This window comes from Microbacterium ginsengiterrae, assembly GCF_014205075.1.
GTDB classification, from domain to species: domain Bacteria; phylum Actinomycetota; class Actinomycetes; order Actinomycetales; family Microbacteriaceae; genus Microbacterium; species Microbacterium ginsengiterrae.
In genome coordinates this window covers 1,936,194-1,955,711 of the sequence record NZ_JACHMU010000001.1, presented here as the reverse complement: position 1 = coordinate 1,955,711, position 19,518 = coordinate 1,936,194, and the positions used below count along the sequence as shown (strand labels likewise).

The following is a 19,518-nucleotide window of genomic DNA, read 5'->3' as shown; positions in this document are numbered from 1 at the left end:
GTTCTCCGTCGAATTGTCGAAGCGTTTCAACAACGAGAACATATACTAACCACATGCCGATGTCCACGCGGGGCGATGATGCCCTGCACGTCCTGCGATACCGACGTCCGTCGACCGTCTGGACGGACGCCCTTCCCGTCGGAAACGGGCACCGCGCCGCGATGTGCGAGGGGCGCCCCGCGGGTGAGCGTCTGCATCTGAACGAGGGCACGGCGTGGTCGGGGCCCGCCCCCGACGAGCCGCGATCGGACGCGACCGCAGGGGCCGAAGCCCTCGCCGCCGTGCGGTCCGCCATCACCGCCGGCGACCTCGATCTCGCCGATCGGCTGGTGCGGCAGCAGCAGACGCCGTGGGTACAGGCCTTCCTGCCGTTCGGCACGCTCGACGTCGCCCTCCTCGACCACGACGAGGCGAGCGCGTCGCTTCTGGAACGGTCGCTCGACCTGCGCACGGGCGTCGCCGCGCACGCGTACATCGTGCAGGGCGTCGGGACGGTGCGTCATGAGACGTGGGCGGATGCCGTCACCGGGGCGATCGTCCATCGGGTACTGGCCGACAAGCCGGTGCGGCTCGAGGTCCGCGTCACCGGCCCCTTCCCCGTCCTCGACAGCGCGCACGTCGCCGACGCACCGCTCGCCCTCGTCACCCACTGGCATCTGCCCGTCGACGTCCCGCCAGGGCATGCCGAGCCGCCGGCCGACATCCGGTACGACGTCGATCACGGGCGACGGGGCGCGGTCGTGGTCGCCGCGGGCTCCGCCGCCGAGGTCGCAGACGGCACGCTGCGCACCGCAGCCCGCCGCGAGCACCTGATCACGATCGGCACCGCCACCGCCGATCACGACGGGGATGCCGTCTCGTCGGCTGCCGCCGTCGCCATGCCGTCGGGTGCCGTGCACGCCGACGGCGCGGATGCCGGGGCGCTGCGTACCGCGCACATCACCGCGCACCGGGAGCTCTACGACCGTTGCGCCCTCGACCTGCCCGTCGCCGCCGAGGTCGCGGCGCTCGACACGGATGAGCGCATCCTCCGCGCGCAGCACGACGACGACCCTGGCCTGGTGGCGCTGTCGTTCCACTACGGCCGTTACCTGCTGATGTCGGCGTCGCGGCCCGGCGGGCTGCCGGCGAATCTGCAGGGCATCTGGAACGCCGAGCTGCCCGGCCCGTGGTCGAGCGGGTACACGACGAACATCAACCTCGAGATGGCGTACTGGCCGGCGGAGACGACGAATCTCGCCGAGTGTCACGAGCCACTGCTCGAGTTCGTGGATCGCGTGTCGTCGGGGCCGGGCGCCGTGGCCGCGCGGGAGCTGTACGGCACCGACGGCTGGGTGCTGCACCACAACACCGACCCCTGGGGGTTCTCGGGGGCGGTCGTCGGCGAACCGAGTTGGTCGACGTGGCCGATGGGCGGTGTCTGGCTGAGCTTGCACCTGTGGGAGCACTGGCTGTTCAGTGGCGACCGGGAATGGTTACGGGATACCGCGTGGCCGGTGCTCGTGCGCACGGCGCGCTTCGCGCTCGACTGGATCCAGAGCGACGGCGAGCGCGCGTGGACGAGTCCGTCGACCTCGCCCGAGCACCGCTGGCTCGATGCCGAGGGCACCCCGCGGGCGATCGGGCTCATGGCGACGATGGATGCCGAACTGCTGCGTGAGCTGTCGGCGGCCTACAACGAGGGCGCTCGCGTGCTCGGCCTCGACGAGCCCTGGGTGACCGCGCTCGCCGACCTCACCGCTCTCCTACCCCCGGTCGCTGTCGACGGCCGAGGACGCATCGCCGAATGGAGCGCGGACGTCGAGGACGCAGAGCCCGACCACCGGCATCTGTCGCACCTCGTCGGCCTGTTCCCGCTCGGACTCATCACCCCGGATGCCACCCCCGACCTCGCCGTCGCCGCGGGTGAGTCGATCCTCGGCCGTGGCCCGGAGTCGACCGGTTGGGCGCTGGCCTGGCGGGCGTTGATGTGGGCGCGTCTGCGGGACGGCGAGCGCGTGCACGCCCAGCTGCGGATGCTGCTGCGCAGCGCCGACCAGACCGGCGAGGGCGATGGTTCCGCGCACCGGGGCGGGGTGTACCGCAACCTGTTCAGCGCGCATCCGCCGTTCCAGATCGACGGCAACCTCGGGTTCACGGCGGCGGTCGCCGAGGCGCTCGTGCAGTCGCACGGCGAGGTGATCGAGCTGCTTCCCGCGCTTCCGGCCGCCTGGCCGGAGGGCGCGGTGCGCGGCATCCGGGCACGCGGCGGAGTGACCGTCGACGTGACGTGGTCGGCGGGGCGGGTGGCGCAGGTGACGCTGTACAGCACACGCGCGCAGTCGGTGCGGCTGCGCGGCGCGGGACTGGACGAACGAATCGTCGAGCTGGTGCCGAACAGGGCCACGACGATTGAGACAATGACGGAAGACGCACGTCCCCGTGCGATGAAGGAGCACTCATGGTGACGATCGCCGATGTGGCAGCAGCAGCCGGCGTCTCGATCTCGACGGTGTCCTATGTGATGAGCGGCAAGCGCACCATCTCGCAGGACACCAGGGAGCGGGTCGAGTCCGCGATCGCGAAGCTCGAGTACAGCCCACATGCCAGTGCGCGTTCGCTCGCGTCGCGGTCGACGAACGTGATCGGGCTGCAGGCGCCGCTCCGCGCCGGGGTCGACGTGCACGTCATCATGGAGATCGTCGCGGGCGTCGTGAAGGAGGCGCGGGACAACCACTACGACATCCTGCTGCTGACCAGTGACGATGCCGACGGCCTGGTGAACGCCGCGCGGGGGTCGCGCGTCGATGCGCTCATGGTCATGGACATCGAGTCGGAGGACCCCCGTATCGCGACGCTGCGGGAGCTCTCGACGCCGACGGTGCTCATCGGGCTGCCGTCGGGGGCCGGCGATCTCATCTGCGTCGACTTCGACTTCGAGGCCGCGGGGCGATTGGCCGCCGAGCGCCTCGCTGCTCTCGGCCACACGAGGGTCGCGCTGTTCGGGGCGCCGGCCGAGGTCCTCGAGCGACACACCTCGTATGCGGTGCGGTTGAACCGCGGGTTCCTCGCGGCGTGCGAGGAGCTGGGGATCACCGGCTCCGTGCATGCCTGCCCGAGTTCCGCGGATGCGGTGGATGCCGTGGATGCCGTGCTCGACGAGGATGCGGCGATCACCGGCATCCTGTTCCACAACGAGGCCGCGCTCCCCCACGTCGCCGCGCACGTGCGCAACGACGCGACGAAGCGCGACGTCATCGCGCTGAGCCCGCTGCAGCTCGTTCATGGCGTCGCGGGCCTCGTCGACACGATCGAGGTGCCGGCGACCGAGATCGGCGCGGCGGCCGCGCGGGCGATCCTCGGTGCGCTCGAGGGCGAGACGACCGAGCGGGTCCGGCTGCTGCAGCCGCGCTTCTCCGGGGCTTCGGCGGTCTGAGTGCGCATCGGCATCGACCCGGAGGGGCGTACGGCGCAGGGCGTGACCGGCTTCCTCGGCTTCGTCGCGCTCAATCTCCTCTATCTCGCGCTGTGTCTGCCGATCGTGACGATCCCTGCGGCGACGGCGGCGCTGTACGAGGTGACGATCCGCTATTCGGACGATGAGAGCGGGCGTCCGCTGAAGGACTTCATGCCGGCGTTCGGGCGCAACGCCAAGAAGGCGTCGCTGCTCGGGCTCGTGCTGCTGCCCGCCGTGATCGTGCTCGCGTTCAGCGCACTGTTCTGGTCGGGCTCCCCCACGATCGTCGGCGGCATCGCGATGGTCGTGTCGATCCTCGCGGCCGTGCACGTCTTCGCCGCGTTCCTCTACGCCATGGCGCTGACGGCGGTGTACGACAACCCCGTGCGGGCGACGCTGAAGAACGCGCTGCTTCTCCCGACGGCAGAGCCGATCCGCACGATGGGGCTTCTTCTCGTTCCGGCCACTCTCGTGTGCGTGACGATCCTGTTCCCCATGTTCGGCGTCATCCTCGCCACGGTCGGCTTCTCCGTCGGCGCGTACGGCACGGCGTTCCTGTTCCGGAGCATCTTCGCCCGCCACACCCCCGGCGCCTGACCCCTATATATAAGGAAGGCCCGGAGCGCGTCGCGCCCCGGGCCTTCTGCACAGCATCCGTTATTCGGCGAATTCCTCCACCACGGCCTTGCGCTGCTTGTCCTGCTCCTTCGCGGTTGCAAGGTCGACCTCGAGCACCTTGTCGTATCCGAGGCCCGACGCGGTCTCCTGCAGGTCCGTCCAGATCTTGTCGAACTGCGCCTCGTTCTCGGCGAAGACCGCCTGCCACGACGACTGCACGATGACGGCCTTCACCTGGTTGCGCAGCGTCTCGATCTCGGAGCTGTCCGTCGGGACGGTGAAGCTCGCACCGGGGGCGACGAGGACCTGGTCGTTCTCGACGAGGTAGTCCATCGTGGTGGCGGCACCGCCCATGTGGGCTGCCCAGTCCTCGGTGAGGAGGTTGGCCGTGAACTCCTGGTACGAGTCCCAGAGCTTGTAGTTGTACGGGTAGCCGGTGTCGGGGTCGATGTCGATCGGCAGCACGACGCTGACGTTCAGCGCGGAGACGCCGTCGAGGTAGTTGCCGCCGCCCCATTCGGCGGGGACCGCAGCGTCACCGCCGAGGAAGACCTCCTTGCCGAAGTCGGTGAGCTCGGGCTCGCCGGCGTCGTTCATGTCCCACGTGAGGCCCTGGGGGCCTGCGGCGCCCATGGTCTGGCTGCTGTTGGTCAGCGAGCCCTCGGCCGAGTACAGCCAGTCGATGAACGCGGCGACCCGCTCGGGGTCGTCGGCGTTCTTGCCGATCGCGAGGATCGGCTTGCCGCCGTAGGCCTCGGCACCGTAGGAGAAGATCTTCTGGTCCTGCATCGGGGCGATCATGAAGCCCTTGCCGGCGGCCATGTTCTCGTCGGTGTTGTAGGCGGACTGTCCGAGCCACGGCCACCAGGTGAACAGCACCTGCCCGTTCTGCATCTTCGACCACAGGGTGTCGTAGTTCTGCGTCGTCGACTCCGGGTCGACCAGGCCCATCTCGTTGGCCTTGTTGAAGAAGCGGAGCACCCGCTCGTACATGCCGTCGTCGTCGAGGATGCCCTGGTAGTCGGAGCCGTCGGCCATGGCGAGCGCGAACTGCACTTCGTCATAGCCGTAGTAGGTGATCGGCTGCTTGGCGTTGTTCATGAAGTTGCCGTCCCAGTCCTTGAACAGCGACAGGGCGTACACCTTCTGTCCGTTCGGGGCGGTCGGCTCGAGCTCCTGCATGTCCTGCAGGATCGGCAGCAGGTCTTCGAGCGTGCCGATCTCGGGGTAGCCGAGTTCGGCGTAGAGGTCCCAGCGGAGGAACGGCCCGAAGGTCGGGTCGATGCCCTCGGAGGGTTCGGTCGGCGGGATGCTGGAGACCGAGGTCGGGAAGGCGTAGACGCCGTCGACGTTCTCGTTGAGCTTCTCGAGGGCCATGTCGAAGCGGTCGACGTGCTCCATGGCGGGGAGGTAGGGGGTGGCGTCGGCGACGAGTCCGCCCTGGATGAGCTCGTCGAGCTGCTCGCCCTTGTTGACGATGATGAGGTCGCCGAGGTCACCCGCCGAGACGCGCGTGTTGTAGAGGGTGTCGCCACCGCCGGCGACGTTCGGGGCGATGACGTTCAACTTCATGTTGAACTTGTCCTTCACGATCTTCCCGAACCAGCCCTCCTGCACGCCCATGTAGTTGGCGAGGCCGTCGAAGACGTCGATCGTGATCTCCTCGTCCCACTGGCTCGGGAACGAGTCGACCTGCTCCACGGCCTTGTCGGAGTTTCCTCCGGTGCAGGACGTGAGCAGACCGATCGCGAGAAGTGCGGCGATCCCCGCCGCCGCTTTCCGCTTCAGCTTCATTGCTTTTCCTTTCTGATGGTGCGAAGACGCGTCAGCCCTTGACGGCGCCCAGCATGATGCCCTTCACGAAGAAGCGCTGGAACAGGGGGTAGATGAAGATGATGGGCAGCACGACGATCACCGACACCGTCATGCGGATGGATGTGGGCGTCTGCGATGTGGCCGCTCCGGCGATCGCGCTGAGGTCGCCGCCGGCGTTCTGCGCGGCCTGCGCGAGGCTCGATGCCTGGTTGATGAACATGTAGAGCAGGTACTGCAGCGTGTACAGGCTCTGGTCGGTGATGTAGATCAGGGTGTCCTGGAAGCTGTTCCACTGTGCGACGGCGGCGAAGATCGCGACGGTCGCGAGGATCGGCGTCATGTTCGGCAGGTACACCTTGAAGAAGATCTGCACGATGTTGGCACCGTCGAGTTCGGCGGCCTCCTGCAGAGACTCCGGCATCGATTCGACGTAGGTCTTCACGAGGATGATGAAGAACGGCTGCACGATGAACGGCAGCACGTAGACCCAGAAGTTGTTGGTGAGGCCGAGGTTCTTCATGATGATGAAGATCGGGATGAGGCCGGCGCTGAAGTACATCGTGACGATGACGAAGCGGTACCAGAACTGGCGGGCCCACATCTTGCTCTGGGTGAACATGAACCCGAGGAAGGCGGATGCGAGCACCGTCGCGACCGTGCCGATGACGGTGCGGGCGACGCTGACGACGGCGGCCATGGACAACCCGTTCAGTGCGAACACCTGCTGGTAGTTCTCGAGGTGGAATCCGCTCGGCAGCAGGCGCACCTCGCCGAGCGCGGAGAGGTCGTTGGCGCTGACCGAGTTGATGATCAGGTAGTAGAAGGGGTAGGCGCAGATCACGACGAGCAGTCCGAAGACCGTGTAGTTCACGATCGCGAAGAGCATGTCGCCGCCGGAGCGCCGTTCGGGCGTGCGGTGGGCGGATGGGCGCGTGGGGCGCGTTTTCAGCGCGGTGTCGAGCGCGGTCATTGTCCGGCCTCTCTCAGACGATCGCTTCGCCGCGCACACGCTTGGCGATGCCGTTGACGGTGAACAGGAGGATGACCGAGATGATGCTCTTGAGCATTCCGATCGCGGTGGCCATCGACAGGCTGTTGCCCGTCATGCCGATGTTGTAGACGTACAAGTCGAGCACCTGGATCCACTGCATGTTGAAGGCGTTCTGGAACACGAAGTACTGCTCCATGCCGTTGTTGAGCAGGTTCGCCACCGACAGCAGCAGGAGGACGAGGTAGGTCGGCATGAGGGCGGGGACGGTGATGTACCACATGGTCTGGAAGCGCCCGGCGCCGTCGATCTTGGCCGACTCGTACATGGAGGGGTCGATGCCACTGATGGCGGCGAGGTAGATGATCGCGCCCCAGCCGAGGCCCTTCCACACGCTCCACAGCGTCATGACGAGCCAGATGTTCTCGCTCGTGTCGAGGAACTTGATCGGGGCGGTGATGAGCCCGAAGTCCGCCAGCACGTTGTTGACGAGGCCGGAGCTGGAGAACAACGAGAAGGCGATCATGTAGACGAGCACCCACGAGATGAAGTTCGGCAGCGTCGTCAGGGTCTGCACGGCGTTGCGGAACCACTTGGCGCGGACCTCGTTGAGGAAGATCGCGAAGGCGAGCGGGAGGATCGAGGTGAGGATGCCGAGGAAGCTGATCGCCAGCGTGTTCAGCAGCACCTGCCCGATCTGCGCCATCTGCGTGGGAGAGCTGACGAGCAACTGAAACCACTGGAGCCCGACGAACTCGCTGCCCTCGAGGCCGAGCGCGGGTTTGTAGTCGTAGAGGGAGTAGATCCACCCGTAGAGCGGGAAGTAGCTGAACAGGAACACCAGCACGAGGAACGGCACGATGACCAGGAACATGCCGAAGGACTTGCGGCCGCCGGCACGCTTCTCCTGGCGCTTGCGTGCGCGGGGCGAGCGTTCGCCCTTCTCGTCGAGCTGCTCGGCCAACGTCCTGGTGACGGTGGTGGGCGTGGTGATCGTCATCGTGAACCGCCTCGTAGTACGCGGTTCGATCGTCGTCGATTTGTCGAACCGCTTCGACTCGAAGACTAGACGCTCGACGCGCTCCGCGCAACAGCCAAAGCGAAGCGCTTCGAAACATGCGTGACATGCGGTACTTTGACCGGGTGCCGCTGACTGACATGCCCCTGGAAGACCTCCGCTCCTACCGCCCCGACGTGGCTGCTCCCGCCGACTTCGACGACTTCTGGGCGTCGACGATCGCGGAGTCCCGCGCTGCGGCGACCGACCCGGTGCTCGCGCCGGCGGAGACGCCGATCACGCAGCTGATCGTCGAGGACCTCACGTTCTCGGGGTTCAGAGGCGAGCCGATCCGGGCGTGGGTGACGCGTCCGCGCACCCACGCCGCGCTCCCAGCGATCGTGGAGTACATCGGTTACGGCGGAGGCCGCGGGATCGCCGGCGAACGCCTGCAGTGGGCGAGCGCCGGTTACGTTCACGTCCTCATGGACACGCGCGGTCAGGGGTCGAACTGGGGTTCCGGCGGCGACACTCCGGATCCGCATGGTTCGGACGGCGCGACGACGGGCTTCATGACGCGGGGCATCCTCGATCCCGCGCAGTACTACTATCGGCGCCTGTTCACGGATGCCGTGATGGCGGTGGATGCGGTGCGATCCCTCCCCTTCGTCGACGCCGCTCGGGTCAGCGTGACCGGTGCGAGCCAGGGCGGCGGCATCACGCTGGCTGCGGCGGCGCTGCACGGCGAGGTGTTCGCGGCGATGCCCGACGTGCCGTTCCTGTGCCACTTCCGTCGGTCGGTCGAGCTGACTCCCGACAACCCGTACCGGGAGATCGAGCGCTACCTGGCCGTCCATCGCGACCGCGTCGAGCAAGCGTTCCAGACTCTCTCCTATTTCGACGGGGTGAACTTCGCGCAACGCCTGACCCAGCCCGCACTGTTCTCGGTGGCGCTGATGGACGGGATCGTGCTGCCGTCAAGCGTCTTCGCAGCGTTCAATCATGTCGCGTCGCAGGATGCCGAGATCGAGGTCTATTCGTTCAACGGGCACGAGGGCGGTCAGCACGCGCACTGGGTGCGTCAGGCCGGGTGGCTCGCTTCTCGGCTCGAGGCTTAGGCGAGCATCGTTCCGGCGACAGTGAGCAGAACGCCACTGCCGTTGTAGACGACATGGACGAGGACGGCGGGCCAGATACGGCCTGTGGTCACGACGAGTGTGCCGCAGACAAGCCCGTGAACGCTCTACCGATCGGTGCGCTGAACCTCGTCGCACCGATCGCGGTCCCGGCGGGTCATCATCGTGATTGACGCACACAGCGGACGCGAGGTCGGCACAGTGCGGCCTATCCTGTCCGGGCATATCCGATAGCCTCAGTGGCATGAGCCGCGACGAACTACGGATTCACCGCCAGGCCCGGTCCAGGGCCGAGCGGAAAAGAGCTGAGGCGGTCGCGCGACACGAGCCGCGCCGGCGCGTTCGTCGCCGCACGGCATCCATCACCCTGCCAGTGACTGCCGCCGCCTCTACCCCCGCGCACCTGCCGTAATGCCTTCCATCGACCCGCTCCTGTTTCTCGGTCTCGCCGCAGTGGGCGGGATATGGCTAGTTGTTTACATCGCGTTCTCAACCCGACGGACCTTTAACGGATACCGTATGCTTTCGGTCGTGCTCGGTGGCGCCGTCGCGCTCGGATGCTTCGCTACGACGGGTACGCGTCTGGGTATCTCCGAAGCAACACTGAGTGCGCTGAGCTTTGCGACCGCTGCTGTGTTCGTCGCCATAGGCATAGCGACCTTCGTCGCCCGCCGCCCCGATGGCTCACCCGGCCAAGGACTGTTGCTGATCACGCTCCTGATTGCCGTCACCGGCTGGGTATCCCTTGCCCTGAACGGGTACTCCATTCTGACCTACCTAAACCCCGCGGTGTCGCTCGGCATACTGCCGGCGCTTGTGGTGATCACGCAGCGGAGCGGCGCGACACGCGAACAGATTCAGGCTCTAGTCTTTCGGTGCGCGGCAGGGGTCGTATATGTGAGCCTCGCCCTTGCGGTGGTCGCCCCGAGCATCGCGTTCGGAACCACCAATCAGGACGCTCGGCGACTTTCTCTTGGACCACTTACTCACCGACTCAGCGGCGTCGCCGGTCATCCCAATTTCTTGGCGTTCGTCGCGCTGGTTGTACTGGTCATCTCCCTGACAACCGAGGTCAGGCGCAGGGCGATCCATATCGCCTCGGCTCTTGCCACTCTCGCTCTCACCGAAGCGCGGAACGCATTCCTAAGCCTCGCCATTCTTCTGCTCGTTCTCTTCATAATGAACGGGCGTCGGCGTCTCCTCCGGGCCACACTGGTCGCGCCGGTGGCCGCGGTCGTCCTGATCTTGGGTCAAGAATGGTTGCAAGACGACACGTCCACGTTGACATCTGATGTAGCCACCAATGGGCGGTTCCGAGTTTGGGACCTCGTGTTTACTTACTTCCCGGAACGACCAATCTACGGATGGGGGCCAGTCGCTTTCCGCGAATCATCCGACTCCCCGCTGCTGCAAGCTAACCTCGCCCATGCCCATAACCAACTGCTAGAGGCGCTCGCAGAAGGTGGCCTCGTCGGACTTGCACTGATGCTCGCGCTGACGATCTGCCTCGCAAAGATCGCGTTCCGTCACCGCTCCCACCCGTTATACACCGGTACGCTCGTGATATTGCTAGCGAGTTACACCACCCAGATATTCTTGAGCCCGCACATGTGGGGCGCCAACATCGGGATGGTTCCTGCGCTACTGGTCCTACCTATCTTCCTGAGCGCCGGCCGCGACCACACCTCACCGGACCAATCTGGTCGACCTTCCGACGGGGCCCACATCTTGGCCGGCTCCCCCACGGGCTAGTCGCTCCCGCCCCTAGGAGATGCGAAGCCTCGGTCGTGTTGTCGCAGCCACCAGATGGTCATCCCAGAAGCGTTCCCGCGACCGCAAGCAGGACGCCACTTGCGTTATAGATCGCGTGCACGAGCACAGCGGGCAAGATACGGCCCGTCGTGACAACGAGCGCGCCGCAGACAAGGCCAACCAATGTAAGGCCGATCAGGTCAGACGTGTGTTGCGCCGCCGTGAGCGCGTGCGTGAGCACGAATACGGCGGTCGACGCAATTACCCCGACGACGGCTCCCAGTCCGATGGCTGCACGGTGTGCGCCAGCGAGTCGTCGGACAAGGGTGAAGATGACAATAAGGAGGAACCCGCGAAAGAAGAATTCTTCGATAACCGGCGCAACCATCGCGCCGCCGAGCAGATCTTCCAGCCACCAGCCAGCGGGAAGCATTCCGTCCAGTGACGGATAGGAAGGAAGCGCACCTGATCCACCGAAGGCGTTGGCGAGCAGCCCCTGCGCCAGCCGCAAGATGGTCCCGAGCACGACCCCGTAGATCAAGTCGACGGCCCGGAAGACCAGCAGCCCGCGTGGGATTCCTCTCCGGTACGCGAGCACGATCGGGACGAGGAGGGCCACCCACAACACCACTGTTCCAAGCAGGCCACCAAGCAGGGCACCGCCGAGCAATCCGGCCCCCAGCGCCACGAGCGCCCAGCCGAGCATGTCGATGCTCCAGCGACGGACGGACGAGCCGCCGCGCCACCATGGGCGGCGCCGGCTGCCCATACGAGCGGCTCTGGTCGATGAGGCTGCAGCGGAGTAGGACATCCCGAACAGCGTATCGGCGAAACGAAAGCACCGAACAGCTGTGCGACAATGAACCGCGCACCGAGAACCGACGAGAGGCACCATGGAGCTCAGCGATTACATCCGCACCCTTCGGAAGAACTGGCTGGTGATCCTGGCGACGACGCTGATCGGGCTTGCCGCGGCGGCCGGATACTCACTTACCCGCACGCCGATGTACGAGTCGCAGGCCGTCGTCTTCGTCCAATCACAGGGGGGCGGAACCGCCGCTGAACTGCAGCAGGGTTCGAACTTTGCCCAGGCGCGCATCACTACCTACGTAAGCCTCGTGCGGGAACCCGTAGTGATGAATCCAGTGATCACGGAGCTGAACCTAAACTCGTCTGCTAGCGAGCTGGCTGCGAGAGTGAAGTCTTCGAGCCCTCTCAACAGCACCCTGATCGAGATCACGGTGCAGGATGGCGATCCCGTTCAGGCAGCGGAAATCGCAAATGCTCTAGGAGACAGCCTCGCCGCAGCCGTCGAACGAATCGATACGCCGGCTGGGCAGGAGGCACCGATCAAGCTCACCCGCGTCCGCGATGCCCTCGCTTCATTCGAACCGGTAAGCCCCAACGTTGCGCTCAACGTCGCGCTCGGCGTGCTCATCGGACTAGCACTTGGAGTCGGCGTCGCGATTCTTCGGACCGTGCTCGACAATCGTGTCCGTTCGCCGCGTGACATCGAGTCACTCACCAATCGACCGCTTATCGGGGCTATCCCGCACGACCCTAAGACGAAGGAACGGCCCATCATCCTACAGGCCGATCCGCAAAACCCTCGCTCGGAGGCCTTCCGTGCGCTGCGCACCAACCTACAGTTCCTCGAGATGGACGGCGGTCACACCTTCGTCGTCACCTCGAGCATCCCGACCGAAGGCAAGTCGACCACGACGATCAACCTTGCGATCGCCCTCGCCGATAGCGGCAAACGCGTTGCCCTACTCGACACCGATCTGCGAAAGCCGAAGGTTGCGGAGTACCTCGGAATCGAAGGCGGCACCGGACTCACCGATGTACTGATTGGTCGCGCACGGGTGGCCGATGTTTTGTTGCCGTGGGGCGGCCGCTCTCTGTATGTGCTACCTGCAGGCAAGATCCCGCCGAATCCGAGCGAACTGTTGGGCTCAGAGAGGATGCAAAAGCTGCTCGAAGCTTTGGGGCAGGAGTTCGATGTCGTACTGTGCGACGCGCCCCCGCTGCTTCCTGTCACAGACGCCGCTGTCCTCTCGCGTGCGACGTCAGGAGCCATAATGGTCGTCGCCGTCGGCAAGACCACGACCCATCAGCTCGACGGCGCCTTCGAAGCACTCGAGACCGTGGGTTCGAAGGTGGCCGGCGTTGTCATGACCATGGTGCCGACGAAGGGCGCAGACGCCTACACCTACGGGTACGGGTACGGCTACGGAGGGTACGGCGTATACAACGCGGAGCCCAAGAAAACGGTCAAACCCAAGCGCACGGAGTCTAGGAGCGGCAAGACTAAATCACGCGGTCGTGAGACCCAGCCACCCGACGACCCGTCGGCTACCTTCGACGAGCTGCTCAACCCCCGCTGAGCCGCATCTACCTCTACAACGAGTGGAAAAACGATGCCAGTCAGGCCTCGAACATGGCTGTACGGTTCTCTGGTGGCAGCTATCGGAATAGCGGCAATTGCTCTGACGGTTCTCGCGTTTTACCACGTGCGCACGCTACCGGAGATCCTGAAGCCCGCACCGACCACCAAGCCGTCGGCATCCGCCCCAGCGACTCCCTCTCCGACGCCGAGCGCCACAGCCCCAGAGACGCCCATATACGATCGCGCGACGGAACGGTTCCTAACCTCAACCGGGGATGTACTCTGGCGAGGTATCGCGGGTCGTTGCGGGTCCGCGGAGCCTTTGCTGGAGCGGTCCATCGACGGGGGTTTTACGTGGGCCGACGTCACGCCAAACTATCTGGCCATCAAGCAGCTCCTCGCGGTGGCCCCCTTCGCAGACGGCGAGGCCGAGATCATCGCCCTAGTGGGCGAAAGCTGTGAGGTGCAGCTGCTGCGCACCTTCACACAGGGACAATTCTGGGAGTCATATCCCGACGCTCTGCGCGACGCCGAGTATGTTAACCCCGAAGATCCAGACATCTTCGTGTCGCCTCAAGGATCAGTGAGTGCGCCATGCCGGGGAAGCCACGGTATGCGCACCAACGAAGACCTAACCGCTGTCATGTGCGGCGACGCAGCACATTTGCTAGTTAGAGGCGGCGATTGGGCCCGAATCTTCCCTAGCGAGGCTCTAGCTGTCGACGTCGTCGGGGAGGATGCCGTAGTGGCACACCGCTCCCGGTCTTGTGACGGGATTACAATCACCCGTGTCTCTCGTGGCGTCGTGATCCCGGAGACACCGTCGAGCTGCGTCACGCTCGCCAGCCCGACGGGCCCGATCGCGATCGAGGTGACGAGCGATCAAGCTCTGGTTTGGTCCGGCGACGAGTGGGCCACGGCGGGTCTTGACGACGGATGATTTCACCACTGCCTCAGTCTGATAACCTCCCGACAGAGGGACATGCACGAGAACTTTGTTAAGGACTAAGGTGACGTCGACGAATCGAACCGACGCGACAAAATCGCAGCAAAGAGTTTCGATGGCGAGTTCAAGCATGAAGGGCGCGGGTTCGAAACCCAACTACGCACACCGCGCCTCTCCTTGGTTCGACTGGAGGCGGAGGCTTGCTCGGAGTTTGGCAGTTACCGACCTACTGGCGCTCATCTGGGTCGTCTACGGTACGCAGATCGCTTGGCTCGGAGTGGGGAGCGCGTCCGTACCAACTGACAACTTCTTCGGCTTGCCCAATATCTCGTACTGGCTATTTTCGGCGCTCTTGATAGTCGTTTGGATGTGGGCACTGCATCTGTTCGACTCCCGCAGCCACCGCATCATTGGGACGGGAGCAGCGGAGTACGCACGCGTTATTAGAGCGAGCTTCGCGGTTTTCGGCTCGGTCGCCATCATCGCTTTCCTTACGCGGGCAGAGGTCGCCCGCGGATACTTGCTGATCAGCCTTCCAGTCGGCATAGCACTTCTCATCACCGTGAGATGGCTCTGGCGGCAGTGGCTGATCTCTAACCGCCGTCGCGGAGCGTACTGCGCGAATGTTCTCCTGGTTGGCTCCCACGCGTCCGTGATCAGCGTCCTCACAGAGTTGCAGCGTTCCCCTGACTCTGGCTACCGAGTCGTCGGAGCGTGCGTACCTTCTGGCGAGGTGGGAGGGACCATCCCGGGAACATCGATTCCGATAATGGGCTCGGTCGACGCGATCGAACAGGCCCTCTCCGTGACCGGAGCGGACACAGTGGCCGTCACAAGCACCGACGATCTGCCCTCGGACAAAGTTAAGCAGATATCGTGGGCGCTTCAAGCGGGAAGGCAGCACCTAGTGCTCGCGCCTAGCATCACGGACATCGCGGGGCCGAGAATTCATACGCGTCCGGTTGCGGGACTTCCTCTGATCCACGTTGAGACCCCACGATTCACCTCCGGACAGCGTCTCACCAAGAGAATGATGGACATCCTTGGTGGGTTCGTATTGATCGTACTGGCATCGCCAGTTCTCGCGGCCGTTGCGATTGCGGTCAAAGCCACCAGCGCTGGACCCGTACTTTTCAAACAAGAGCGAATCGGCCTCAATGGAGCCCCTTTCAATATGCTCAAGTTCCGTTCCATGCACGCCGGGGCCGATAAAAAGCTGAAGCAACTGCTAGAGGCCCAGGGGACCAGCGAGCAACCGTTATTCAAGGTGAAAGATGACCCTCGTATAACGCCAGTTGGAAGGTTCATCCGAAAGTATTCTCTGGACGAGTTGCCCCAGCTGTTTAACGTTCTGCAAGGGTCAATGAGCCTGGTTGGTCCCCGCCCACAGATTGCGGCCGAGGTAGCTCTATACTCCGATGCCGCCCGAAGACGACTCCTCGCCCGCCCTGGAGTCACAGGCCTGTGGCAGGTGAGCGGTCGATCGGAGACAACATGGGAAGAGGCTGTACGCCTAGACCTCTACTACGTGGAGAACTGGTCGGTCTTGGGCGACATCAACATTCTTGCTCGCACGGCGAAAGCAGTTATTTCTCCCGGGGAGTCTGCGCACTGAGGATGCCCGTGCGCACGTGGCCTCGTCAGGTGTGACAGACCTGAAGTGCTTGCGGCCTCGGGGGTGAAAGATTGCACGCTATTCACGAACGCGCATCTCGCTTGCGCCAGCGACCTCTTGTAGCGCCCCAATCGCCTGCTTGTTTTTCTACGGACCGTTCCCATTTGAGCACCTAAGCCCGTTCTTGTTCGATGCGCTAAGACCCGAGCGCACACGGGCCCTCACGCGAGAATGCGCTTGTGAGCGATTCTCCCGTTGGATGCCTGTCCAAGGCGTGAGTGCTGGTGCATAGGCTCTCGCCGACCCCCGCGCCCGGGAATCTCACCGCCGAGGAGGAACCTGTGTCGATCGTCGTGCGCTCGCCCTGAATGATGCGGTGTGCAGCTGTGCACGTCGCCACGCGCATCGCCGGGCACCTTGGCACGTGACCTTCAGGACAAGAAGACAGAGAGCGGAAGGTATCGAAATAGCTCCGAGTGGAATACGAAAAGCGTCCCCGCGCCACGATCGGCGCCCGAAGTTCGCTAACCGGCCTCCGGGTGGCGCGGAGCACAGGAGAACGGACGACGTAGTCCAACTCGGGTTCCGCGTGACTGACGCCCCCGAGGCCCGTGGGCGCGGCATCAATATACGGCACATCATGGGTGCGAGCGCCGTCAGCTGCCTTGAATACGAAACCAACCACCACTAGATCAAGCCGTACTTCCGGGCAAGCGCGATCGGAGGAAGCCTCTCGCGAACAAGGAAGGCGATTGCGCCGAGACCCGCAACTCCGAAGCCGTAAAGGATGGCGATCCAAGCTGGCGCGTGTAGGACAACTACTAGCACGCCGCCGGCCACCACTGCAGCCACACAGACTGCTCCAAGAGCGACCCCCCAGTACCCCCGAGACAGGACCCTGGCGTCGGCATACCCGAGCCTGCAAGCGGCCGTCAGGTTGATAGTGTGCCTCATAACGGTGGCCGCGATCATCCCCCAGATCACTAGTTGAATTTCGCCAGTAATGAGCATGGCGATACATCCCGTCGTTACTATGAGGATCTGCACTACCTGGCTCGCATATGTGACCTTGAACTTGCCCGCCACCTCAAGCGCGGAACTGAGGATCGAAGTCATTGCCGTGAGGCCAGCAAGAATAGCCATCGCGACAGCGAGCTGAATTGCCGGCTGCCATTCGGGTCCCAGGAATAATGGAAGAAGCGGCGGGACCAACACAGCGACCAGCGCCGCCGGAAGGACCGTAACCCAAGAGACGACGATCAGAAGATCCGAGAACTTCGCGGCGTTCCCTGTGTTTTCGCTTCTCGTCACATTGCGCAACTCGGGATAGATCGTTTGTGCGAGCGCCTTCTGAAGCATCTGAAATGGCGAAAGCACAGCGCTCTCGGCCCTATTCCACACCCCCAGTTCAGGCGCCCCGAAGGAACGCGTAATGAAAAACTTCGGCAGGTTCATTCCTAGGTAGGAAAGGATTCCACCCACTGTCACCCTCCAGGTGAATTGGAGATGACTTATTACAGCCCTTTGAAGCGCTCGCGGGCGGCGCAAAGCCTTAGTTCGGGCTTGCAATACCACCAGAGTTAGGAACATGGTCAGAGCCGGCGCGATGACCAACGAAATCGGATCGCGCATGACAACTGCAAGCCCGGCGGAGATCCCCAGAGACACGACTGACACGGATGCGGACACGAGAGCCAGGAGCCGGAACCCGCCGAGCCTGCGTACCAGCCCTTGCGCAAGCAGAGAAATCGGTGACAACAACAGAATCGGTGCACTCGCGATGAGCAGCCGGCTTGCCGAGGGAACACCCCAAATCGTTCCCCACAGCTCCGCCGTGGCGACGGTGAACGCCGCACCACCGGCGCCCAAGAGTAGGGCAATCGAGGTCAGCGAAGAACTATCTCGGTCTGACAATCTATCAGCGCGCATGGCTGCTTGGGCGATGCCGCCGTTCGTGAGCAAGCCAACAAGCGCCGTGACGGAAGCTGCTACGGCGTACGCCCCGAAACCTGCGGCGGAGATCAGCCGCGATGTGACCGCAACATAGACCAATTGAGATAAGAAGGTGATCGCCTGGCTACCGAGCATCCATGCCGATCCGCGAGCAAGACTTTTCCCGCGTCCACTCATCCCTTTACTTCCCCACTCGTCCGTTGCAAATAACTGGTCAGCGCCCGCTTGTCCGGCTCCAGCCAGTCCGCGATCGAGGTCGCATTTATCGTTGCGCGAGCCCCTCAAGAACTTCTTCGTAACTCGCAGCAACCGAGTCGCTACCAAAGCGAGCGCGTGCGGACGCGCGGCCCGCCGCCGCCAGCACCGCTCGACGGTCGTGATCCGAGAGCAGATCGACAAGCGCGGCCCCGAATGACCCAACGTCCTCGACGTCAACAAGCTCTCCGGCTGCACCGTGATCCAAGACCCACGGCACGGCCCCGCTGTCTCGACCGCCAACCACAGCGGTCCCCGCTGCCATAGCTTCAACGAGCGTGTTTCCGAAGGTCTCTTCTCTGGAGGCGTGAGCATGGACCCACGCGCGCGAATACTCGGCCCGGATCCTATCCCGCTCAAGCGGCCCGCGGAAGACCACGCCGTTCGCAACTCCATGCTGCGCGGCCCACTCCGCAATCTCCGAGGACGCATCCAATCCGCGACCTACCAATCGAAGCTCCGCGTCCGGAATGACCGAACGAACCTGCCGGAAAGCAAGGATGAGCTTCCGGACATTCTTGCGCGTCCCGGAGTCGGAAACCTCAAGAATCGTAGGCCGAGTTGCGAGCGATTCACGAGCCGTCATGTCCAACGGAACGATATTCGGAATTATGTCGATCTCTCGGCGATCGAACATTTGGTGGCGCCAAGCATCCCTCAGGTATGGAGACACAACTGACAGGCGACTTTTGCCTGATCTGAGTCGAAAATCGTAAGCAATCGTCGCGCGAATGACCCGCATAGGTGACCGATACGACTTCACGACAGTCAGCGGCGCATCGCGGATCGTAGCCAGGTGAGGCACGCCTGACCGCGCCGCCGCGAGCGCGGCCTCATAGGGCCACTGACTGTGGACTACATCTGCACCAGCGTCGCGAATCGCTGATTCGACCTCCCCGATCTCAGCCGACCAGCGACCGAGGGCACGTTGCCACATAGGACGCGAAAAATCGATCCGTCGGACTCGGAGGTTGGGCCCGGTGAACTCTGCCTCTGCTTCTCCTTGCCTGTAGGTGACCACGGTAACTCGGTGACCACGCTTCAGGTACTCCCGGACTATCAACCCTGGAGCTGTCCCGTTCCCAGTTGATTCTTGAAGCGCCCGATCACCATCAGATGGACTGAGGAAGTCTGCGAGCTGAGGCAGGTTGAGCGGCCCAGCAACGACGATGTGCATTACGACAATCCCTCAGTTTCACTCCGGAGCGAGCGCAGGGTTTTTGCGGGCACTCCCGCGGCAACAACGCCAGCCGGAATCGACGCGCTAACGATGCTCCCGGCCCCGATCACGGATCCGGCGCCGATAGTCACCCCGGGAAGGACAACGACTCTTGCACCGAGAAACACGTCGTCCTCGATGACGATATGGTCGCTCGGACTGGATCGCGGTGGTTGGAGGTAACGCCGCGGGATGGCATCAATAGGGTGGGCAGGGTTGTCGGAGATGATCACCCCTGCGCCCAAAAGAACCCGCGAACCAATGATGATTTTGCTCCGACAAATGATTGACGCACTTGTCATCCCCACATCGTCACCGACCCGTAACTCCGCGCCAGGACTCTTCGTTCTGAGGACACAAGGCCCAGAAGCGCTAAGGACGGATAGTGCCGCGGTGGAA

At 64.0% G+C, this 19,518-nt stretch carries 15 protein-coding genes and 1 pseudogene; 8 read left to right on the top strand and 8 right to left on the bottom strand.

What is annotated here, in order from left to right:
- Window positions 1–53: 53 nt before the first annotated feature.
- From HD600_RS09630 to HD600_RS09620, 3 genes are read left to right on the top strand one after another with little or no spacing between them, the layout of a single operon-like run.
- The gene (locus HD600_RS09630) at window positions 54–2,447 is read left to right on the top strand and encodes a glycosyl hydrolase family 95 catalytic domain-containing protein (RefSeq protein WP_241731655.1); all 2,394 of its coding nucleotides are present in this window, start codon (window positions 54–56) and stop codon (window positions 2,445–2,447) included.
- Complete coding sequence (locus HD600_RS09625; RefSeq protein WP_184283284.1) at window positions 2,441–3,415, top strand: LacI family DNA-binding transcriptional regulator; 975 nt, start codon at window positions 2,441–2,443, stop codon at window positions 3,413–3,415. The genes HD600_RS09630 and HD600_RS09625 overlap by 7 nt, the downstream gene beginning before the upstream one ends.
- The gene (locus HD600_RS09620) at window positions 3,416–4,033 is read left to right on the top strand and encodes a YesL family protein (protein WP_338402209.1); all 618 of its coding nucleotides are present in this window, start codon (window positions 3,416–3,418) and stop codon (window positions 4,031–4,033) included.
- 60 nt (window positions 4,034–4,093) lie between these two features.
- Here the strand turns inward: HD600_RS09620 and HD600_RS09615 are convergent, their stop codons facing one another.
- Genes HD600_RS09615 through HD600_RS09605 form a run of 3 tightly spaced genes read right to left on the bottom strand, consistent with a single transcriptional unit; the run spans window position 4,094 to window position 7,857 of the window.
- Window positions 4,094–5,848 (bottom strand): type 2 periplasmic-binding domain-containing protein, encoded by a 1,755-nt coding sequence (locus tag HD600_RS09615; protein ID WP_184283282.1) that lies wholly within the window; start codon window positions 5,846–5,848, stop codon window positions 4,094–4,096.
- A gap of 31 nt (window positions 5,849–5,879) precedes the next feature.
- Window positions 5,880–6,839, bottom strand: coding sequence for a carbohydrate ABC transporter permease (locus HD600_RS09610; RefSeq protein ID WP_144795943.1), 960 nt, complete (start codon window positions 6,837–6,839; stop codon window positions 5,880–5,882).
- A gap of 13 nt (window positions 6,840–6,852) precedes the next feature.
- A complete protein-coding gene (locus tag HD600_RS09605; RefSeq protein WP_144795944.1) occupies window positions 6,853–7,857 on the bottom strand; it encodes an ABC transporter permease in 1,005 nt (334 codons plus the stop codon).
- Window positions 7,858–8,000: 143 nt separating this feature from the next.
- Here HD600_RS09605 and HD600_RS09600 point away from each other — a divergent pair, with 143 nt between their 5' ends.
- Complete coding sequence (locus HD600_RS09600; protein WP_184283280.1) at window positions 8,001–8,972, top strand: acetylxylan esterase; 972 nt, start codon at window positions 8,001–8,003, stop codon at window positions 8,970–8,972.
- Here HD600_RS09600 and HD600_RS15205 read toward each other — a convergent pair.
- A pseudogene (locus HD600_RS15205) lies at window positions 8,969–9,082 on the bottom strand (CPBP family intramembrane glutamic endopeptidase); the annotation flags it as partial. The gene HD600_RS09600 and the pseudogene HD600_RS15205 overlap by 4 nt on opposite strands.
- Window positions 9,083–9,401: 319 nt before the next feature.
- On the opposite strand from HD600_RS15205, the gene HD600_RS09595 reads away from it, so the two are divergent.
- On the top strand, window positions 9,402–10,742 hold the full coding sequence (locus HD600_RS09595; protein ID WP_184283278.1) for an O-antigen ligase family protein: 1,341 nt from the start codon (window positions 9,402–9,404) through the stop codon (window positions 10,740–10,742).
- Between the two features lie 58 nt (window positions 10,743–10,800).
- On the opposite strand, the gene HD600_RS09590 is transcribed toward HD600_RS09595, so the two are convergent.
- On the bottom strand, window positions 10,801–11,553 hold the full coding sequence (locus HD600_RS09590; RefSeq protein WP_184283276.1) for a CPBP family intramembrane glutamic endopeptidase: 753 nt from the start codon (window positions 11,551–11,553) through the stop codon (window positions 10,801–10,803).
- 82 nt (window positions 11,554–11,635) lie between these two features.
- Between HD600_RS09590 and HD600_RS09585 the strand changes: the two genes are divergently transcribed.
- From HD600_RS09585 to HD600_RS09575, 3 genes are all read left to right on the top strand, one after another.
- Window positions 11,636–13,129, top strand: coding sequence for a tyrosine-protein kinase domain-containing protein (locus HD600_RS09585; RefSeq protein WP_184283274.1), 1,494 nt, complete (start codon window positions 11,636–11,638; stop codon window positions 13,127–13,129).
- A 72-nt stretch (window positions 13,130–13,201) separates the two neighbouring features.
- Window positions 13,202–14,071 (top strand): hypothetical protein, encoded by an 870-nt coding sequence (locus HD600_RS09580; protein WP_184283272.1) that lies wholly within the window; start codon window positions 13,202–13,204, stop codon window positions 14,069–14,071.
- Between the two features lie 121 nt (window positions 14,072–14,192).
- Complete coding sequence (locus HD600_RS09575; RefSeq protein WP_184283270.1) at window positions 14,193–15,692, top strand: sugar transferase; 1,500 nt, start codon at window positions 14,193–14,195, stop codon at window positions 15,690–15,692.
- 687 nt (window positions 15,693–16,379) lie between these two features.
- On the opposite strand, the gene HD600_RS09570 is transcribed toward HD600_RS09575, so the two are convergent.
- From HD600_RS09570 to HD600_RS09560, 3 genes are all read right to left on the bottom strand, one after another.
- Entirely contained in the window at window positions 16,380–17,822 is a 1,443-nt protein-coding gene (locus HD600_RS09570) for an oligosaccharide flippase family protein (protein WP_277816229.1), read from the bottom strand.
- 85 nt (window positions 17,823–17,907) lie between these two features.
- On the bottom strand, window positions 17,908–19,077 hold the full coding sequence (locus tag HD600_RS15260; protein ID WP_184283266.1) for a glycosyltransferase family 4 protein: 1,170 nt from the start codon (window positions 19,075–19,077) through the stop codon (window positions 17,908–17,910).
- Window positions 19,077–19,421 (bottom strand): DapH/DapD/GlmU-related protein, encoded by a 345-nt coding sequence (locus HD600_RS09560; RefSeq protein ID WP_184283264.1) that lies wholly within the window; start codon window positions 19,419–19,421, stop codon window positions 19,077–19,079. Before HD600_RS09560 ends, HD600_RS15260 begins: the two co-directional genes overlap by 1 nt.
- Between the last annotated feature and the right edge of the window lie 97 nt (window positions 19,422–19,518).